The sequence below is a fragment of the Martinezella lusitana genome, from assembly GCF_010668395.1.
Lineage (GTDB): Bacteria > Pseudomonadota > Alphaproteobacteria > Rhizobiales > Rhizobiaceae > Rhizobium > Rhizobium lusitanum_A.
On sequence record NZ_WUEY01000006.1, the window covers coordinates 254,743 to 268,352 of the forward strand.

Genomic DNA, 13,610 nt, shown 5'->3' on the forward strand with positions numbered 1-13,610 from the left:
GGCAGTAACTATAGCGGCGTCACCTTAGCTAAAAGCAAAAATATTCTCTAAAAGGCACATGTTCTCCACCCGGCCGATACCTTTCCGGCAATTTCATAGCGGTGGAAGCGACTCTTGCTGCAAGATAGCCTCGCCTAACCAGCTGCAGACGCCTGTATCAAACCGCCTGCCCACAGGCCCGCCGGAAACGGCGTACCGTCTCGGCCATGCCATATTCCAGCGCATCGGCGGTCAGTCCGTGACCGATCGAAGCCTCGGCGAGCTTCGGAATACGCTTCAGAAGCGCAGGCAGATTGGCGACCGTCAGATCGTGGCCGGCGTTGACGTCGAGGCCGTTGGCAAACGCGGCATCGGCGGTCTTGCCGAGCGCTTCGAGAATGACGGCAGCCTTCTCAGGGGCGTCGTAACAGCCGCCATAGGGGCCGGTGTAGAGTTCGATGCGGTCGGCCCCGACCTCCCTGGCGATCTTCACGGCGTCGGCATCGCCGTCGCCATCGGCAAACAGCGAAACGCGGCAGCCGATCTTCTTGTACCTGGCGACGACATCGACCAGCAGCTCGCGATTCCCGCGGAAGTCCCAGCCATGGTCCGACGTCGCCTGCGTCGGATCGTCCGGCACGAGCGTCACCTGCTCGGGCTCGACGGAAGCGCAGAGATCGAAAAACTCATCGGTCGGATAGCCCTCGATATTGAACTCGGCCTCCGGAAATTCGTCATCGATCAAGGCCCGGATCTCGGGCAGGTCGGAAAAGCGGACGTGGCGCTGATCGGGACGCGGATGAACAGTCAGGCCGCTTGCGCCGGCAGCCAGTGCGATGCGCCCGAAGCCCGTGACGCTCGGCCAGGGAAGATCACGCCGATTGCGCAGCATCGCGATGGCGTTGAGGTTCACGGAAAGCTTGGCGGGCATGATCGAAATCCCTGATTTTCAATGCGGATGATAGCGCCGTTTTATGCCATTATGGCCAGCGAAACCAACGAGATTCCGACATCAACCCATGCAAAAGTTTGATGGGCACCCTTGATCGGCATCACCATGCGGTGACCTGGCGACGAGCTGACCTTTTTCGGATATTTTTGCCGAAGGCGCCGCCCTATCGAACGATCGTCAGCGTTTCGGCGGCGCGGGTAATCGCGGTGTAAAGCCAGCGCTCGCGCGTGTCGCGAAATGCCCAGCTCTCGTCGAACAGGACGACATTGTTCCACTGCGAACCCTGTGCCTTGTGCACCGTCAGCGCGTAGCCATAGTCGAATTCGTCATAGCGCTTGCGGGTCGACCATGGAATCTCCCCCTCGACATCCTCGAAGGCCTGCTTCAGCAGCTTGATCTTGGCCGCGCCGCGATCCATGTCGTCGTCTTCCGGCCGCACCAGCAGGTTGATGCCCGGCTTCGTGGTTTCCCTGGAAGAGGTCATGACCTGCCAGAGCGAGCCGTTGAGCAGCCCCTTGGCGGGATCGTTGCGCAGGCAGACCAGCTTGTCGCCGGATTGCGGATAGTCGGCCGTAAAACCTTTAAGCTCGCGCAAACGCTGATTGTAGCGCCGACGCGTCCTGTTGGTGCCGACCAGGACCTGATCCGCCTCCAGCACCAGCGGCTGCGTGACCTCGTTCTTCGAGATGACCTGCGCGGTGCCATAGTCGCCGTGCATGATCTCCTTGCCCTCGCGCACCTGCATGGCAAGCTGGATGATCGGATTGTCGCGGGCCTGACGATGAATATCCGTCAGCAGATAATCCGGCTCCTCGTTCGTGAAGAAACCGCCGCCGGAAACAGGCGGGAGCTGCCCGGGATCGCCGAGCACCAGAATGGGCGTTCCGAAGCTCATCAGATCCTTGCCGAGCGCTTCGTCCACCATCGAGCATTCGTCGACGATAATCAGCGCGGCCTTGGCAACCGGGCTCTGGCGGTTGATGGTGAACATCGGGGCGATCGATGTCTTGCCCGTCTCTTCGTCCTCGACGGCTTCCTCGCCGCGCGGCCGGTAGATCAGCGAATGGATGGTCTTGGCATTCGAAGCGCCGCGCGAGCGCAGCACCTGCGCCGCCTTGCCGGTAAAGGCCGCAAACAGCACCTCGCCATCGACATTCTCGGCAAAATGCCGCGCAAGCGTCGTCTTGCCCGTGCCGGCATAGCCGAAGAGGCGAAACAGCGGTGTGCGCCCTTCCTTCAGCCATTTGGCGACGGCCTTGAGCGCTTCATCTTGTTGCGGCGCGAATTGCATGGGCCGAATTGGCAGGATTCGGCCGCAGGAAGCAAGCAGTAAAAAATACCCGGCACGCGGGGAATAAAATCCGGCGTACCCGTGTCTCATGTCCGGCAACGCAAAATGCGACGCCTGGGCTACCACCGCTCACCACCCGAGGAGAGACATCATGAAGACTATGAGATTCCTGGCCGCGTTCGCCGCGGCATCGGCCTTTGCCACGGCCGCCTTCGCCGCAGCCCCCGTCAAGACGGTCGACAGCACCAAGGGCAAGGTCCTCGCCGGCGAAAACGGCAAGACGCTCTACACCTTCAAGAACGACAAGGCTGGCGAATCCAATTGCAACGGCGATTGCGAGAAGGCCTGGCCGCCGCTCATGGCCGATGACAAAGCCAAGGCGGAGGGTGCATATTCGATCATTACCCGCAAGGACGGGATGAAACAGTGGGCAAAGGACGGCATGCCGCTCTACTTCTTCGTCAAGGACGCAAAGTCCGGTGATGTCGCCGGCGACGGCTTCAAGGGCGTTTGGGATGCCGCACGGCCCTGACCGGACCGGAAATGGCGCGGCGGGAGCCGCCCCCGCGCCCGATAGTTTCGAGGCGGAGGTGCTCGCGCTCCTCCCCTCGTTGCGACGCTATTCGCGCAGCCTCACCCGCTCGGACGCCGATGGCGAGGACCTGCTTCAGGATTGCGTCGAAAAGGTCCTGACCCGGCGCGGCCAATGGCGCGGCCTGAACCTGCGCGGCTGGGTCCTCACCATCATGACCAATCTCTATCGCAACGGGCGGCGTCAGCAGGCCAACCGCAGTTTCGTCGATATCGATGAAAACGACCACCTGCCCGCAGCCGAGACGGACAACGACCCGCTGCAACGCTCACGCCTGGAATTGGCGCTGAACAGCCTCGGTGAAGACTATCGGGTGGTGCTGATGCTCGTCGTCGTCGAGGGCTACAGCTATCAGGATGTCGCCGACATGCTCGATATCCCCATCGGCACGGTGATGTCGCGCCTGTCGCGCGCCCGCCAGAAAATGACGAGCCTGTTGAGTTCCGACAATGTCGTCACGCTTCGGAGACCAAGATGAACGACCGCAAACCGACCGTGACCGAAGCGGATCTTCACGCCTTTGCCGACGGCCTTCTGCCGCCGGAAGAGCGGACGGAGCTGGAAGCATGGCTGGCCGGGAACCCGGAAGACGCCGCCGCGGTTGCGGCATGGCAGGCCCAGAACGATGACATCCGCGCCATGTTCGCACCCTACGCGACAGCGAAGGATGGCGACGCGGACCTTGTCCTGAAAGGCAGAAAGATCTCCGCTGAGCGAACGGCCACGCCGCAACGAAGCCGCAGGCTGATGATGCTTGCCGCCTCGCTCGCATTGTTCTTCGCCGGCGCAGCCGCCGGTCGCTTCGGCCCCGATCTTTTCGCCAAGCCTGAATTGCAGCTGACCGCGATCGAGGCACTGCCGCAGCAGGCGCATTCGGCTTTCGTCGTTTATGCCAGCGATGTCCGCCACCCCGTCGAAGTTGGCGCGGATCAGGAAGCGCATCTCGCCACCTGGCTCGGCAAGCGCATGAATATCGCCGGCCTCAAGGTGCCGAGCCTGCAGACGCTGGGCTTCCAGCTGGTCGGCGGCCGGTTGCTGCCGATCAACGGCACGCCGGGAGCGCTGTTCATGTATGAAAATGCCAGCGGCCAGCGCCTGACCGTGCTGGTGGGGCGCAATAGCGGCAACAGCACGACCAGCTTCCGTTTCGCCAGCAGCGGCGACGTCGAGACCTTCTACTGGATCGACGGCGATCTCGGCTATGCCGTCACCGGCGAGATCTCCCGCGACATGCTGCGACAGGTGGCGGACGAGTGCTACAAGCAGTTCTCGTCCTAGCCTTCCTTTGGAAACACTTGCATACCACATGAAGATTGGGAGACCAGCCACCCGCCCTCGTGGTTCGCGACGGCCCCACGGGCCTCCTCGCCATGAGGACTGGTCTTTTGCGCATGTCGATAAGATGACGCTCATCGAATACGGCGCTCGCCTCATCCTGAGGCGCGGAGGTCGCAGACCGAAGCCTCGAAGGACGAGGAGGGCCCTAAGGGAGCCAGTCCTTCAACGCCGGGGATCGTTTTCCAGCGTGATCGGCTTGCCGTGCGGCGTAGCCTCCGCCGCTCGCTGCCAGCTTTGCTGCAGCGCCAGGATCGCCTCGGCATCGGCAATGCCCTTTGCGACCAGCAGACCGGAAAGCGCCGCCACCCAGCAATCGAAATAGTCGCTGCCGTCGGGCGCGCGGCCGGGCTTGTGCAATTCGGCCGACAGCCGCTCCGCCCATTCGCTCCAGGCAAACAGACCCTTCTCATGCAGGTGAACGGTCATCGCAAAGGCGTCTGCCGCCCAGGGCTCGGGAAATACCGGCTCGCCATCGGCGGATTTCGGCAGTTCAGGCGATTGCGCCAGAGGCGAGACGACCTCACACGCGCTCAAGATAGGTCTCCCAGGCATCGATCGACACCGTCAGCGATGGATCGGCCCCCTCGCCCCATATCTCGGCGCCGTCAAAGACGACCGTGTAGACCCATTGCGGGTTCTCGCCCCGGCCGTGAGCGTTGTCGTCGGGGAAGACGAAGGAGCCCTGCACGGCCTCGACGACCCCTGTCCTGGCGCGGGCATAGCGCGGCAATCTCGTGTGGCCGGTCGGGTTGAAATTCTTCGTGCGCACATGATCGCCGACGGCAAAGAGCGGCGCTGAAGCGACCGGCCGGTCGCAGGGGCCGCCCTTGGCCAGCACGCCATCGACCATGTCCGCCTTCAGAATCCGCTTCGGCGCCCTGCCCTCTTCGAGCGCGTGGCCGGTGCGCAGTTCCTCGGCGGTCGCAAAGCCGTGCCGCTCCAACAGCGTGTCGACGGCACGGGTCCAGATTTCGTAATAGCTGGCGGCAAGATAGCTCGCCGGCGGAATGTTTTCGCGCGCATGCCGGCTTTCGTCGATACTCCAGGCACCGAAGGCGCCGCAGGAGAGCGTGATGCCGAGCGCACGCTTTTCCCATTCGGCATGGAAATAGGGCTCGTTCGGTTCCGGCGCGACAGGGCCGAATCCCATCTGGCCGCCGAGGTCGTGCGGGCCGTTCATAGCGCAGCCTCCGGTGCTTTGGCGACCGCGGTTCCGATCATGGCGTCGCGGCTGACGAGATCCGCCAGCGCCGCCTCATCCATGCCCTCGGAACCGGCGGGCCGCTGCGGAATCACCAGATAACGAAGTTCCGCCGTCGAATCCCAGACGCGGATCTTCGTTTCCTGCGGCAGCGTCAGTCCGAACTCGGCCAGCACGCCGCGCGGGTCGATAACCGCACGGGACCGGTAGGCGGGCGCCTTGTACCAGACCGGCGGCAGCCCCAGCACGGCCCACGGATAGCAGGAGCAAAGCGTGCAGACGATCAGGTTGTGCGTTTCCGGCGTGTTGAACACCGCGCGCATATGCTCGCCCTGACGGCCGGTGAAGCCGAGGCTCGCGATCGCCGCCGTCGCGTCGCGCCGCAGCCAGTCGGCAAAGGTGGGATCGCTCCAGGCCTTCGCCACCACCTGAGCCCCGTTGCGCGGCCCGACCTTCGTCTCATAGGTCTCGACGATCCGGTCGATCGCGGCCGGATCGATCAACCCCTTTTCCGTCAACAGCGTCTCGAGCGCCTTCACGCGCGCCTGCATGTCCGAATAGTGGTTGTCATGATGGTGATGGTCGTGATGATGGTGTTCGTCGTCATCGTGGGAGTGTCCGTGGGACATGGCTGCCTCCTGTCTCTTCCGGACTACTTTAACATCGGCCAGAGGCTGAGCACCAGAAGGACGGCCATGGTTATGTTGAACCATTTCAGCCGAACGGGATCGGCCAGCCAGTCGCGCAGCACCGAGCCGAAACCGGCCCAGGTCGAAACGCTCGGCAGGTTCACCGCGGCGAATGCCAGCCCGACGAGAAGGACTGTGAGCAGATAGAGCTGCTCGTTGGTGTAGGTCGCCATGGCGGTGACCGCCATCACCCAGGCCTTGGGATTGACCCATTGGAACGCGGCAGCGCTCATGAAGCTCATCGGCTGCGCCGAGCCTTCGCTTTCCGCAAGGCTGCGGGATGTGCCGATCTTCCAGGCGATCCAGACCAGATAGGCGCCGCCGGCGAATTTCAGCACGGTGTAGAGCAGCGGCACGGTATGCAGCAGAGCGCCCAGACCCAGGCCAACGCCGAGCAGCAGCGAGAGAAAGCCAACGCCGATGCCGAGCATGTGCGGAATCGTGCGCCGGAAACCGAAATTCACGCCCGAAGCAAACAACATCATGTTGTTCGGCCCTGGCGTGATCGAGGTCGTGAATGCGAATAGTAAAAGAGCCAGAAATGTATCCAGCGCCATAGTGCCTCCCTGGACACCGTATGTGACAAAGGGCGGCATCCAAAATATGTCTCATGCGCGCCAGATCCGGCGACGCACATCCGGGGGCGACAATAATTCGCCGGTATTCGGAAAGCCATAGGACGTTTGTCACAGTGACATGAAGGACATCGATTGAATTCCGCGAGGATGGACCTATCCTTCGGCTTTCTGCAGCGAGGACAGACCATGCGCGAGCCCATTCCCACCGTCACCCTCCCCTCCGGCATCATGGTTCCGGCGCTCGGCCAGGGGACATGGAACATGGGCGAGAATGCCGCGACTGCCCGAGACGAGATCGCCAGCCTAAAAACCGGTCTCGACCTCGGCATGACGCTGATCGACACGGCCGAAATGTATGCCGATGGCGGCTCCGAGGAGATCGTCGGCAAGGCGATCGAAGGGCGGCGCGACGAGGTCTTCCTCGTCAGCAAGGTCTATCCCGCCAATGCCAGCCGCAAAGGCGCGGTCGAGGCGTGCGAACGCAGCCTGAGGCGCCTGAACACCGATCGCATCGATCTCTATCTGCTGCATTGGCGCGGCAACCATCCGTTGGAGGAGACGGTGGAAGCCTTCGAAGGCCTGAAGGCCGCCGGCAAGATCGAGGCATGGGGCGTCTCGAATTTCGACGTGGCCGATATGGACGAGCTGCTTTCCGTGCCGAACGGCGGCAACGTCGCGGCCAATCAGGTGCTCTACAACCTCGCTCGGCGCGGCATCGAATATGACCTGCTGCCATGGTGCCAGGAGCGCAGCATTCCCATCATGGCCTATTCCCCGATCGAACAGGGACGCCTGCTCCATCACCCCGAGCTGATCCGCATCGCCAAGACCTATCAGGCAACGCCGGCCCAGATCGCGCTTGCCTTCCTGCTGGAGCGTGACGGCGTGATATCGATCCCGAAATCCTCGAACCCGCAGCGCGTCGAGGAAAACCGCGACTCCATCGACATCGACATGACCGACGAGGATTGGGCCGTCATCGACGCCGCCTTCCCGCCGCCATCGCGCAAGAAGTCGCTGGAGATGCTGTAGCCTTTAGATATCACGCAGCCGCCTTCTGCTGCGCGACGATAAGCTCGATCGCCCGAAAGACGTCGATCTCCCGCCAGTCCGCGGGATCGCGATAGGTCGGGTAGAGCGAAAAGGCGGCGGCGGCGATCTGGTCGACGGTCCGCCGTCTCGTCCGGCGCCCGGCAAGCGCGGCCTTCGTGTAAACACCGAAATGATCTTCGGTCACGCCCCAGCCCGCATAGAAAGGCGCGGCATAGCAGCGAACCGGAATACCGCGCAGCAATGCATCGAAACCGAACTGGCTCGATACCGTCCAGACCTCGTCGACAACATCGAGGATCGACGCCACCGACACAGCGTCGTCAAGCAACAGCACATCGCCCGTCGACACGCCATTCGTAAGATAACCCTTACGAAGTCCCGCCATCACATCCGGATGGGTGCGGATGATGCACTGGGCATCGCTGGCCAGCCCATCGGCAAGCATCTTCTCGAACGAGGCCTTTGAGCCGAGAGCCCTGCCGACGGAAACATCGCCGACGACCTGATCGACCAGCAGGATACGACGCTTCGCCGTCCGTTCGATGCGAGGCGGCTGATGAGGAAGATGATTGTATTTCGACAGCCTGTTGAGAACGATCTGCTCTCGAATGGCGCGGCCGAGCTCCGCCGTTTCCGCGCCTCCCTCAATCAGGCGCTCAAGCCGCGACGGCCGGCTGACATCGACGGGCAGGCCAAGATCGTCAATGACGATGGAAAGCGGGATGGCGCCGGTCTTGCCAAGTCCCATGGATCGCAGGAAGCCGTCCTCCAGATGCCAATGCCGCAATCGGCGGAACCGTGCGATCCGCGCCGCCATCTTCGCTGGCGAGCGGCCGCCCCACGAGACGATGCCGCCTATATCAGGAGAAAGGATCGATGCCAGCTTCTGCGAGCCGAAATAGTGCCCGAGCCAGGGGAAATCGCCGCGCACGAAGAACGCCGCGCCAAGACTCATCCCGGCCGGTGGATGCCACGGCTTGGCGCCGGTATCGGGCAAAATCTCGCCGGCAACGACTGCCACCTTCTTCCCCCGCTGCAAATGAGGCCGGCAATCCGGACCGGGCGTCGCGAAAGCTAAGCGACGCCCGCAGGCCGGTCAACGACGGAGGTTTCTTACATGCCCTGCGGACCGCGGTTCATCGCAGCGATGCCGGTGCGGCAGACTTCGATGAGGCCGAGCGGCTTGATGATGGCAATGAACTGATCGATCTTCGAGGATTTGCCGGTGATTTCCAGAATGAAATGCTCGATCGTCGCGTCCACCACCTTGGCGTGGAAGGCATCGGCCAGCCGCAGCGTTTCCGCGCGGGTCTCGCCGCTTCCGGTCACCTTCAGCAGCGCCACTTCGCGCTCGATCGGCCGTTCCTGGCCGAGTTCGCGGGCGCGTACCGTCAGGTCCACGACGCGGTGGACAGGAACGATGCGCTCAAGCTGCGCCTTGATCTGCTCCAGCACCTGCGGCGTGCCGCGCGTGACGACGGTGATGCGCGAAAGATGGGCCTGATGCTCGGTCTCCGAGACGGTGAGGCTTTCGATGTTGTAGCCCCGGCCGGAGAAGAGGCCGATGACGCGTGCGAGAACGCCGGGCTCGTTGTCGACAAGCACGGAAAGCGTGTGGCTTTCCGCCATCGCGGTTTCCGGCGAAATGAAATAGGCGGAGCCGGTGGGTTGAAGGTGTGCGTTCATGATCCTTGTTCCGTTTCCTCGGTTCTTGTTCGGTATGCCAGCGCGATGGGCGGCCGGGGCGCTGCTTCCGCCGTGCCCCGGCCATCCGATCAGACCAGCTGGCGACCCTTGGCGTCGATCGCGTTGGCGACGGCCTCGTCGGTCGCTTCGTCCGGCAACAGCATTTCGTTGTGCGCCTTGCCCGAGGGGATCATCGGGAAGCAGTTGGCAAGATTGGCGACGCGGCAATCGAAGATGACCGGCTTGTTGACGTCGATCATCTCCTGGATAGCGGCATCGAGATCGCCCGGCTTCTCGCAGCGCAGGCCGACAGCGCCATAGGCCTCGGCGAGCTTGACGAAATCAGGCATCGCTTCCGTATAGGAATTGGATAGGCGATTGCCGTGCAGCAGCTGCTGCCACTGGCGAACCATGCCCATATACTGATTGTTCAGGATGAAGATCTTGATCGGCGCGTTGTGCTGGATCGCCGCCGACATTTCCTGAATGCACATCTGGATCGAGGCATCGCCGGCAATATCGATGACGAGGCTTTCCGGATGGGCGATCTGCACGCCGAGCGCGGCCGGCAGGCCGTAACCCATGGTTCCGAGGCCGCCCGAGGTCATCCAGCGGTTCGGCTGCTCGAAACCGTAAAACTGCGCCGCCCACATCTGATGCTGTCCGACTTCGGTCGTGATGTAGGTATCGCGATGCTTCGTCAGCTCGTAGAGACGCTGGATCGCATACTGCGGCATGATGACGTCGTCGCTCGGCTTGTAGGCGAAGGAGTTGCGCGCGCGCCAGCGGGCGATATCGCTCCACCAGTCGCCGAGCCGCTCCGCAGCGGGCTTTTGCGGCAGCGCCCGCCACAGGCGGACCATGTCTTCCAGAACATTGCCGACATCGCCGAGAATGCCGACATCGACGCGGACGTTCTTGTTGATGGAGGACGGGTCGATATCGATATGGATCTTCTTCGAATTCGGCGAGAAGGCATTCAGGCGGCCGGTAATGCGGTCGTCGAAGCGCGCGCCGATACAGACCATGACGTCGCAATCATGCATCGCCATGTTGGCTTCGTAGGAACCATGCATGCCGAGCATGCCGAGCCAGCTCTTGCCGGAGGCCGGATAGGCGCCGAGACCCATCAGCGTCGACGTGATCGGGAAATCGGTCAGTTCGACCAGCTCGCGCAGCAGCTTGCAGGCTTCCGGCCCGGAATTGACGACGCCGCCGCCGGAATAGATGACGGGACGACGGGCGTTCTTCATCAGCTCGATCGCCTGGGTGATCTTGTTGAGATCGCCCTGGACCTTCGGCTGATAGCTCTTCTGGACATTGTGCGCTTCCGGCGGCGTGTAGGTGCCGGTCGCGAACTGGATATCCTTCGGGATATCGACGACGACCGGACCGGGACGGCCCGTCTGCGCGATGCGGAACGCCTCATGAATGACGGCGGCCAGTTCGTTGACATCCTTGACCAGCCAGTTGTGCTTGGTGCAGGGCCGCGTGATGCCGACCGTATCGCATTCCTGGAAAGCGTCGGAGCCGATCAGCGTGGTCGGAACCTGGCCGCTCAGGCAGACGAGAGGGATCGAATCCATCAAGGCGTCCTGCAGCGGCGTGACGGCATTCGTCGCACCCGGACCCGAGGTGACCAGCATGACGCCGACCTTGCCGGTGGAGCGGGCATAGCCTTCGGCCGCATGGCCGGCGCCCTGCTCGTGGCGGACGAGAATGTGCTTGATGTCCTCCTGCTGGAAGATCTCGTCGTAGATCGGAAGCACAGCGCCGCCCGGATAACCGAAGATATGTTCGACGCCATTGTCCCTGAGCGCCTGCAACACGATCTCCGCGCCTGTCATTCGATTGCCGCTCGCCTGATTATCTGTGCCGGTCATACGTTTGTTCCGCTGTCTGCTGGAGGTTTGGAAAAGATGAAATCTCGATTTCGGGCATAAAAAAAGGCCCCTTGGGGAGCCTGTCATCTAGCGCATGGGTGGCTATCGCCGGATGGTTACACCATCCTGCCCATGCGCTTTCCCACCACGATAAGAATAATCGAGTTTTTCATGGGGCGAAGTGATAGACAGAAAATTTCGAAGCGTCAACGCGTCAAGCAATAAAAAATCGCCGCCGTTGCGGAACCCCATAAAAAGCACGGGTAACCGACAGGGTTTTGTTAAGCCACCGCCTCTATGCTCCGGCCCCTAAACGCTTGGGGTAGCTGTTTGCTGAACAACGATCTGCAGACGTCCGGCAAGGCTGGAGATTTAGACCGCCGTGACAAGTTGAAGCCGGGAAATCGCTTCCTTGGCCGCGTTGTCGCGTGCAGCGGATCGCGGGCGACGATTGCCGCCGTCGCCGAGGCAGGGGGCACCGATCTCACGGAGCTCTGGTCGGTCGGCAGGCTGATTTCCATCAGCGTCGGGAAGAACCGCGTTGCCGCCCTCGTCTATTCCATGAATACCGACAATACAGGCTGGGGCGAAGGACAGGACAACCTCTTCCGCATCGAAGTCGAGCTGTTGGGCGAAGTCCGCATCGGACCCGACGGCCGGGAAGAGTTCTCGAGCGGCATTTCCGCATACCCTTATCTCGGCGCCATCGCGCATCGCATCCGCGCCGCCGACCTCATGCGTATCTTCGATGCCGGCAAGAGCAGCAGCTGCGTTATCGGCAAGCTGACGCAGGACGAGAGCATCGACGCCGCCATCCACATTCCCTCGATGCTGTCGAAGCATTTCGCCGTCGTCGGCTCGACCGGCGTCGGCAAATCCACCGCGGTCTCGCTGCTGCTGCACAAGGCGATCAGCACCGATCCGAAGCTGCGCGTGCTGATCCTCGACCCGCACAACGAGTTCGCCGCCGCCTTTCCCCGGCATGCTATCGTCATCGACACCGATACGCTCGACCTGCCCTTCTGGCTGATGCGGCTGGAGGAATTCAGCGAAGTCGTCTTCCGCGGCCGCCCGGCGGTGCCCGAAGAGCTCGACGCGTTGCGCGATCTCATTCCGGAAGCGCGGCGGGCGTTCCGAGGCAGCGATTCAGCCTTGATGCGCCGCCAGACGGAAAAGTCCTCCGTGACGGCCGATACGCCGATCCCCTACCGCATGGCCGACCTTCTCGCCCTCATCGACGAGCGCATCGGCCGGCTTGAGGGCCGGCAGGAAAAGCCGCACCTGCGTTCACTGAAGATGCGCATCATCTCGGCGATCAACGATCCGCGCTATCACTTCATGTTCTCCAACAACACGATCACCGATACGATCATGGAGACGATCGCCAAGATTTTCCGCATTCCGGGCGACGGTAAGCCGATCTGCACGTTCCAGCTTGCCGGCATTCCTTCGGAAGTCATCAATTCCGTCGCCTCGGTACTGTGCCGCATGGCATTCGAACTGGCGCTCTGGAGCGAAGGCGCGATCCATATGCTCGTCGTCTGCGAGGAAGCGCATCGCTACATTCCCGCCGATCCGAACCTCGGCTTCCTTCCGACGCGGCAGGCCATCGCCCGCATCGCCAAGGAAGGCCGCAAATACGGCGTATCGCTCGGCATCATCACCCAGCGCCCTGGCGAACTCGACCAGACGATCCTGTCGCAGTGCTCGACGCTTTTCGCCATGCGTCTCGCCAACGACCACGACCAGGAAATCATCCGCTCGGCCATCCCGAACTCCTCGATCTCGACAACGAGCTTCCTGTCATCGATAGGCAATGGCGAAGCGATCGCCTTCGGCGAAGCCATTGCCGTGCCGATGCGCATGCGCTTCGCTCGCGTCGATGAGTATCTCGTGCCAAAGGCCAGCGGCAGCGCGGCAAAGATCAGCGAGGATTCGCCGGATACCGTCGATCTGCGCACCATCATTGGTCGCATGCGCTCGATTTCAACGCCCGATATCGGCGGCCTGCAACAAAGCTACAGTGCCGCCGCGGAGGCCATAGCCGAGATCAGGAACGAGTTCGATGATCTGCCCGCCGAACAGGCAGCACGATATCAGGCGGAACCCGACTTGCCATCGAGCGAACCCTATCGTCCCGACATGCTGCCCCGCACCCCGCCACAGGCCACTGCTTCGATACCGACGTCGATCGACAGCAGGCTTGCCGAACTGCGTCGCGAATTCCGCAGCGACGACGCGGCAAGCCCGCGCCCGATGCCGACAAGGGAGCCCTTGCCGTCGCTGCGGCGGGAACCCGGCCTTTCGCTGCGCGACAGCATCTTGAAGAAGCCGCTGAGCAGCCTCTACGACAAGGAATGACGCATCG

Annotated in this window: 14 protein-coding genes; 5 read left to right on the plus strand and 9 right to left on the minus strand. The window is 62.4% G+C overall.

The window, feature by feature from the left end:
- Positions 1-157 precede the first annotated feature (157 nt).
- Both GR212_RS16425 and GR212_RS16430 read right to left on the minus strand, forming a co-directional pair.
- Positions 158-910: a pyridoxine 5'-phosphate synthase gene (locus tag GR212_RS16425; RefSeq protein WP_163987637.1), complete on the minus strand. Its 753-nt coding sequence runs from the start codon at positions 908-910 to the stop codon at positions 158-160.
- Between the two features lie 184 nt (positions 911-1,094).
- A complete protein-coding gene (locus tag GR212_RS16430) occupies positions 1,095-2,222 on the minus strand; it encodes an ATP-dependent DNA helicase (RefSeq protein WP_163987638.1) in 1,128 nt (375 codons plus the stop codon).
- 151 nt (positions 2,223-2,373) lie between these two features.
- Between GR212_RS16430 and GR212_RS16435 the strand changes: the two genes are divergently transcribed.
- From GR212_RS16435 to GR212_RS16445, 3 genes are read left to right on the plus strand one after another with little or no spacing between them, the layout of a single operon-like run.
- Entirely contained in the window at positions 2,374-2,754 is a 381-nt protein-coding gene (locus GR212_RS16435) for a COG4315 family predicted lipoprotein (protein ID WP_163987639.1), read from the plus strand.
- Positions 2,738-3,292 carry an RNA polymerase sigma factor gene (locus GR212_RS16440; protein WP_163987640.1) on the plus strand — a complete coding sequence of 185 codons (555 nt, stop codon included), beginning with the start codon at positions 2,738-2,740 and terminating at the stop codon, positions 3,290-3,292. The genes GR212_RS16435 and GR212_RS16440 overlap by 17 nt, the downstream gene beginning before the upstream one ends.
- Entirely contained in the window at positions 3,289-4,092 is an 804-nt protein-coding gene (locus GR212_RS16445; protein ID WP_163987641.1) for an anti-sigma factor family protein, read from the plus strand. The genes GR212_RS16440 and GR212_RS16445 overlap by 4 nt, the downstream gene beginning before the upstream one ends.
- A gap of 222 nt (positions 4,093-4,314) precedes the next feature.
- Here the strand turns inward: GR212_RS16445 and GR212_RS16450 are convergent, their stop codons facing one another.
- From GR212_RS16450 to GR212_RS16465, 4 genes are read right to left on the minus strand one after another with little or no spacing between them, the layout of a single operon-like run.
- Positions 4,315-4,686, minus strand: a complete 372-nt coding sequence (locus tag GR212_RS16450) for a nitrile hydratase accessory protein (RefSeq protein WP_163987642.1) — start codon at positions 4,684-4,686, stop codon at positions 4,315-4,317.
- Positions 4,673-5,332 (minus strand): nitrile hydratase subunit beta, encoded by a 660-nt coding sequence (nthB, locus tag GR212_RS16455; protein ID WP_163987643.1) that lies wholly within the window; start codon positions 5,330-5,332, stop codon positions 4,673-4,675. Before nthB ends, GR212_RS16450 begins: the two co-directional genes overlap by 14 nt.
- Entirely contained in the window at positions 5,329-5,982 is a 654-nt protein-coding gene (gene nthA, locus GR212_RS16460) for a nitrile hydratase subunit alpha (RefSeq protein WP_163987644.1), read from the minus strand. The genes nthB and nthA overlap by 4 nt, the downstream gene beginning before the upstream one ends.
- A gap of 23 nt (positions 5,983-6,005) precedes the next feature.
- Entirely contained in the window at positions 6,006-6,599 is a 594-nt protein-coding gene (locus GR212_RS16465; protein ID WP_163987645.1) for a LysE family translocator, read from the minus strand.
- Positions 6,600-6,806: 207 nt separating this feature from the next.
- On the opposite strand from GR212_RS16465, the gene GR212_RS16470 reads away from it, so the two are divergent.
- Positions 6,807-7,652 (plus strand): aldo/keto reductase, encoded by an 846-nt coding sequence (locus GR212_RS16470; protein WP_163987646.1) that lies wholly within the window; start codon positions 6,807-6,809, stop codon positions 7,650-7,652.
- A 10-nt stretch (positions 7,653-7,662) separates the two neighbouring features.
- Here the strand turns inward: GR212_RS16470 and GR212_RS16475 are convergent, their stop codons facing one another.
- The 3 genes from GR212_RS16475 to GR212_RS16485 form a co-directional block, all read right to left on the minus strand.
- The gene (locus tag GR212_RS16475) at positions 7,663-8,694 is read right to left on the minus strand and encodes a capsular biosynthesis protein (protein ID WP_163987647.1); all 1,032 of its coding nucleotides are present in this window, start codon (positions 8,692-8,694) and stop codon (positions 7,663-7,665) included.
- Between the two features lie 92 nt (positions 8,695-8,786).
- Positions 8,787-9,359, minus strand: coding sequence for an acetolactate synthase small subunit (gene ilvN, locus GR212_RS16480; RefSeq protein WP_163987648.1), 573 nt, complete (start codon positions 9,357-9,359; stop codon positions 8,787-8,789).
- Between the two features lie 89 nt (positions 9,360-9,448).
- Positions 9,449-11,242: an acetolactate synthase 3 large subunit gene (locus GR212_RS16485; protein WP_163987649.1), complete on the minus strand. Its 1,794-nt coding sequence runs from the start codon at positions 11,240-11,242 to the stop codon at positions 9,449-9,451.
- Positions 11,243-11,572: 330 nt separating this feature from the next.
- Between GR212_RS16485 and GR212_RS16490 the strand changes: the two genes are divergently transcribed.
- Positions 11,573-13,603, plus strand: coding sequence for an ATP-binding protein (locus GR212_RS16490; RefSeq protein WP_163987650.1), 2,031 nt, complete (start codon positions 11,573-11,575; stop codon positions 13,601-13,603).
- The last annotated feature ends 7 nt before the right edge of the window (positions 13,604-13,610 follow it).

What these genes read in the sequence shown, in the direction of transcription:
- GR212_RS16425 (WP_163987637.1), bottom strand. Translation starts at nt 910, where the DNA reads ATGCCCGCCAAGCTTTCCGTGAACCTCAACGCCATCGCGATGCTGCGC.
- GR212_RS16430 (WP_163987638.1), bottom strand. Translation starts at nt 2,222, where the DNA reads ATGCAATTCGCGCCGCAACAAGATGAAGCGCTCAAGGCCGTCGCCAAA.
- GR212_RS16435 (WP_163987639.1), top strand. Translation starts at nt 2,374, where the DNA reads ATGAAGACTATGAGATTCCTGGCCGCGTTCGCCGCGGCATCGGCCTTT.
- GR212_RS16440 (WP_163987640.1), top strand. Translation starts at nt 2,738, where the DNA reads ATGCCGCACGGCCCTGACCGGACCGGAAATGGCGCGGCGGGAGCCGCC.
- GR212_RS16445 (WP_163987641.1), top strand. Translation starts at nt 3,289, where the DNA reads ATGAACGACCGCAAACCGACCGTGACCGAAGCGGATCTTCACGCCTTT.
- nthB (WP_163987643.1), bottom strand. Translation starts at nt 5,332, where the DNA reads ATGAACGGCCCGCACGACCTCGGCGGCCAGATGGGATTCGGCCCTGTC.
- nthA (WP_163987644.1), bottom strand. Translation starts at nt 5,982, where the DNA reads ATGTCCCACGGACACTCCCACGATGACGACGAACACCATCATCACGAC.
- GR212_RS16465 (WP_163987645.1), bottom strand. Translation starts at nt 6,599, where the DNA reads ATGGCGCTGGATACATTTCTGGCTCTTTTACTATTCGCATTCACGACC.
- GR212_RS16470 (WP_163987646.1), top strand. Translation starts at nt 6,807, where the DNA reads ATGCGCGAGCCCATTCCCACCGTCACCCTCCCCTCCGGCATCATGGTT.
- ilvN (WP_163987648.1), bottom strand. Translation starts at nt 9,359, where the DNA reads ATGAACGCACACCTTCAACCCACCGGCTCCGCCTATTTCATTTCGCCG.
- GR212_RS16485 (WP_163987649.1), bottom strand. Translation starts at nt 11,242, where the DNA reads ATGACCGGCACAGATAATCAGGCGAGCGGCAATCGAATGACAGGCGCG.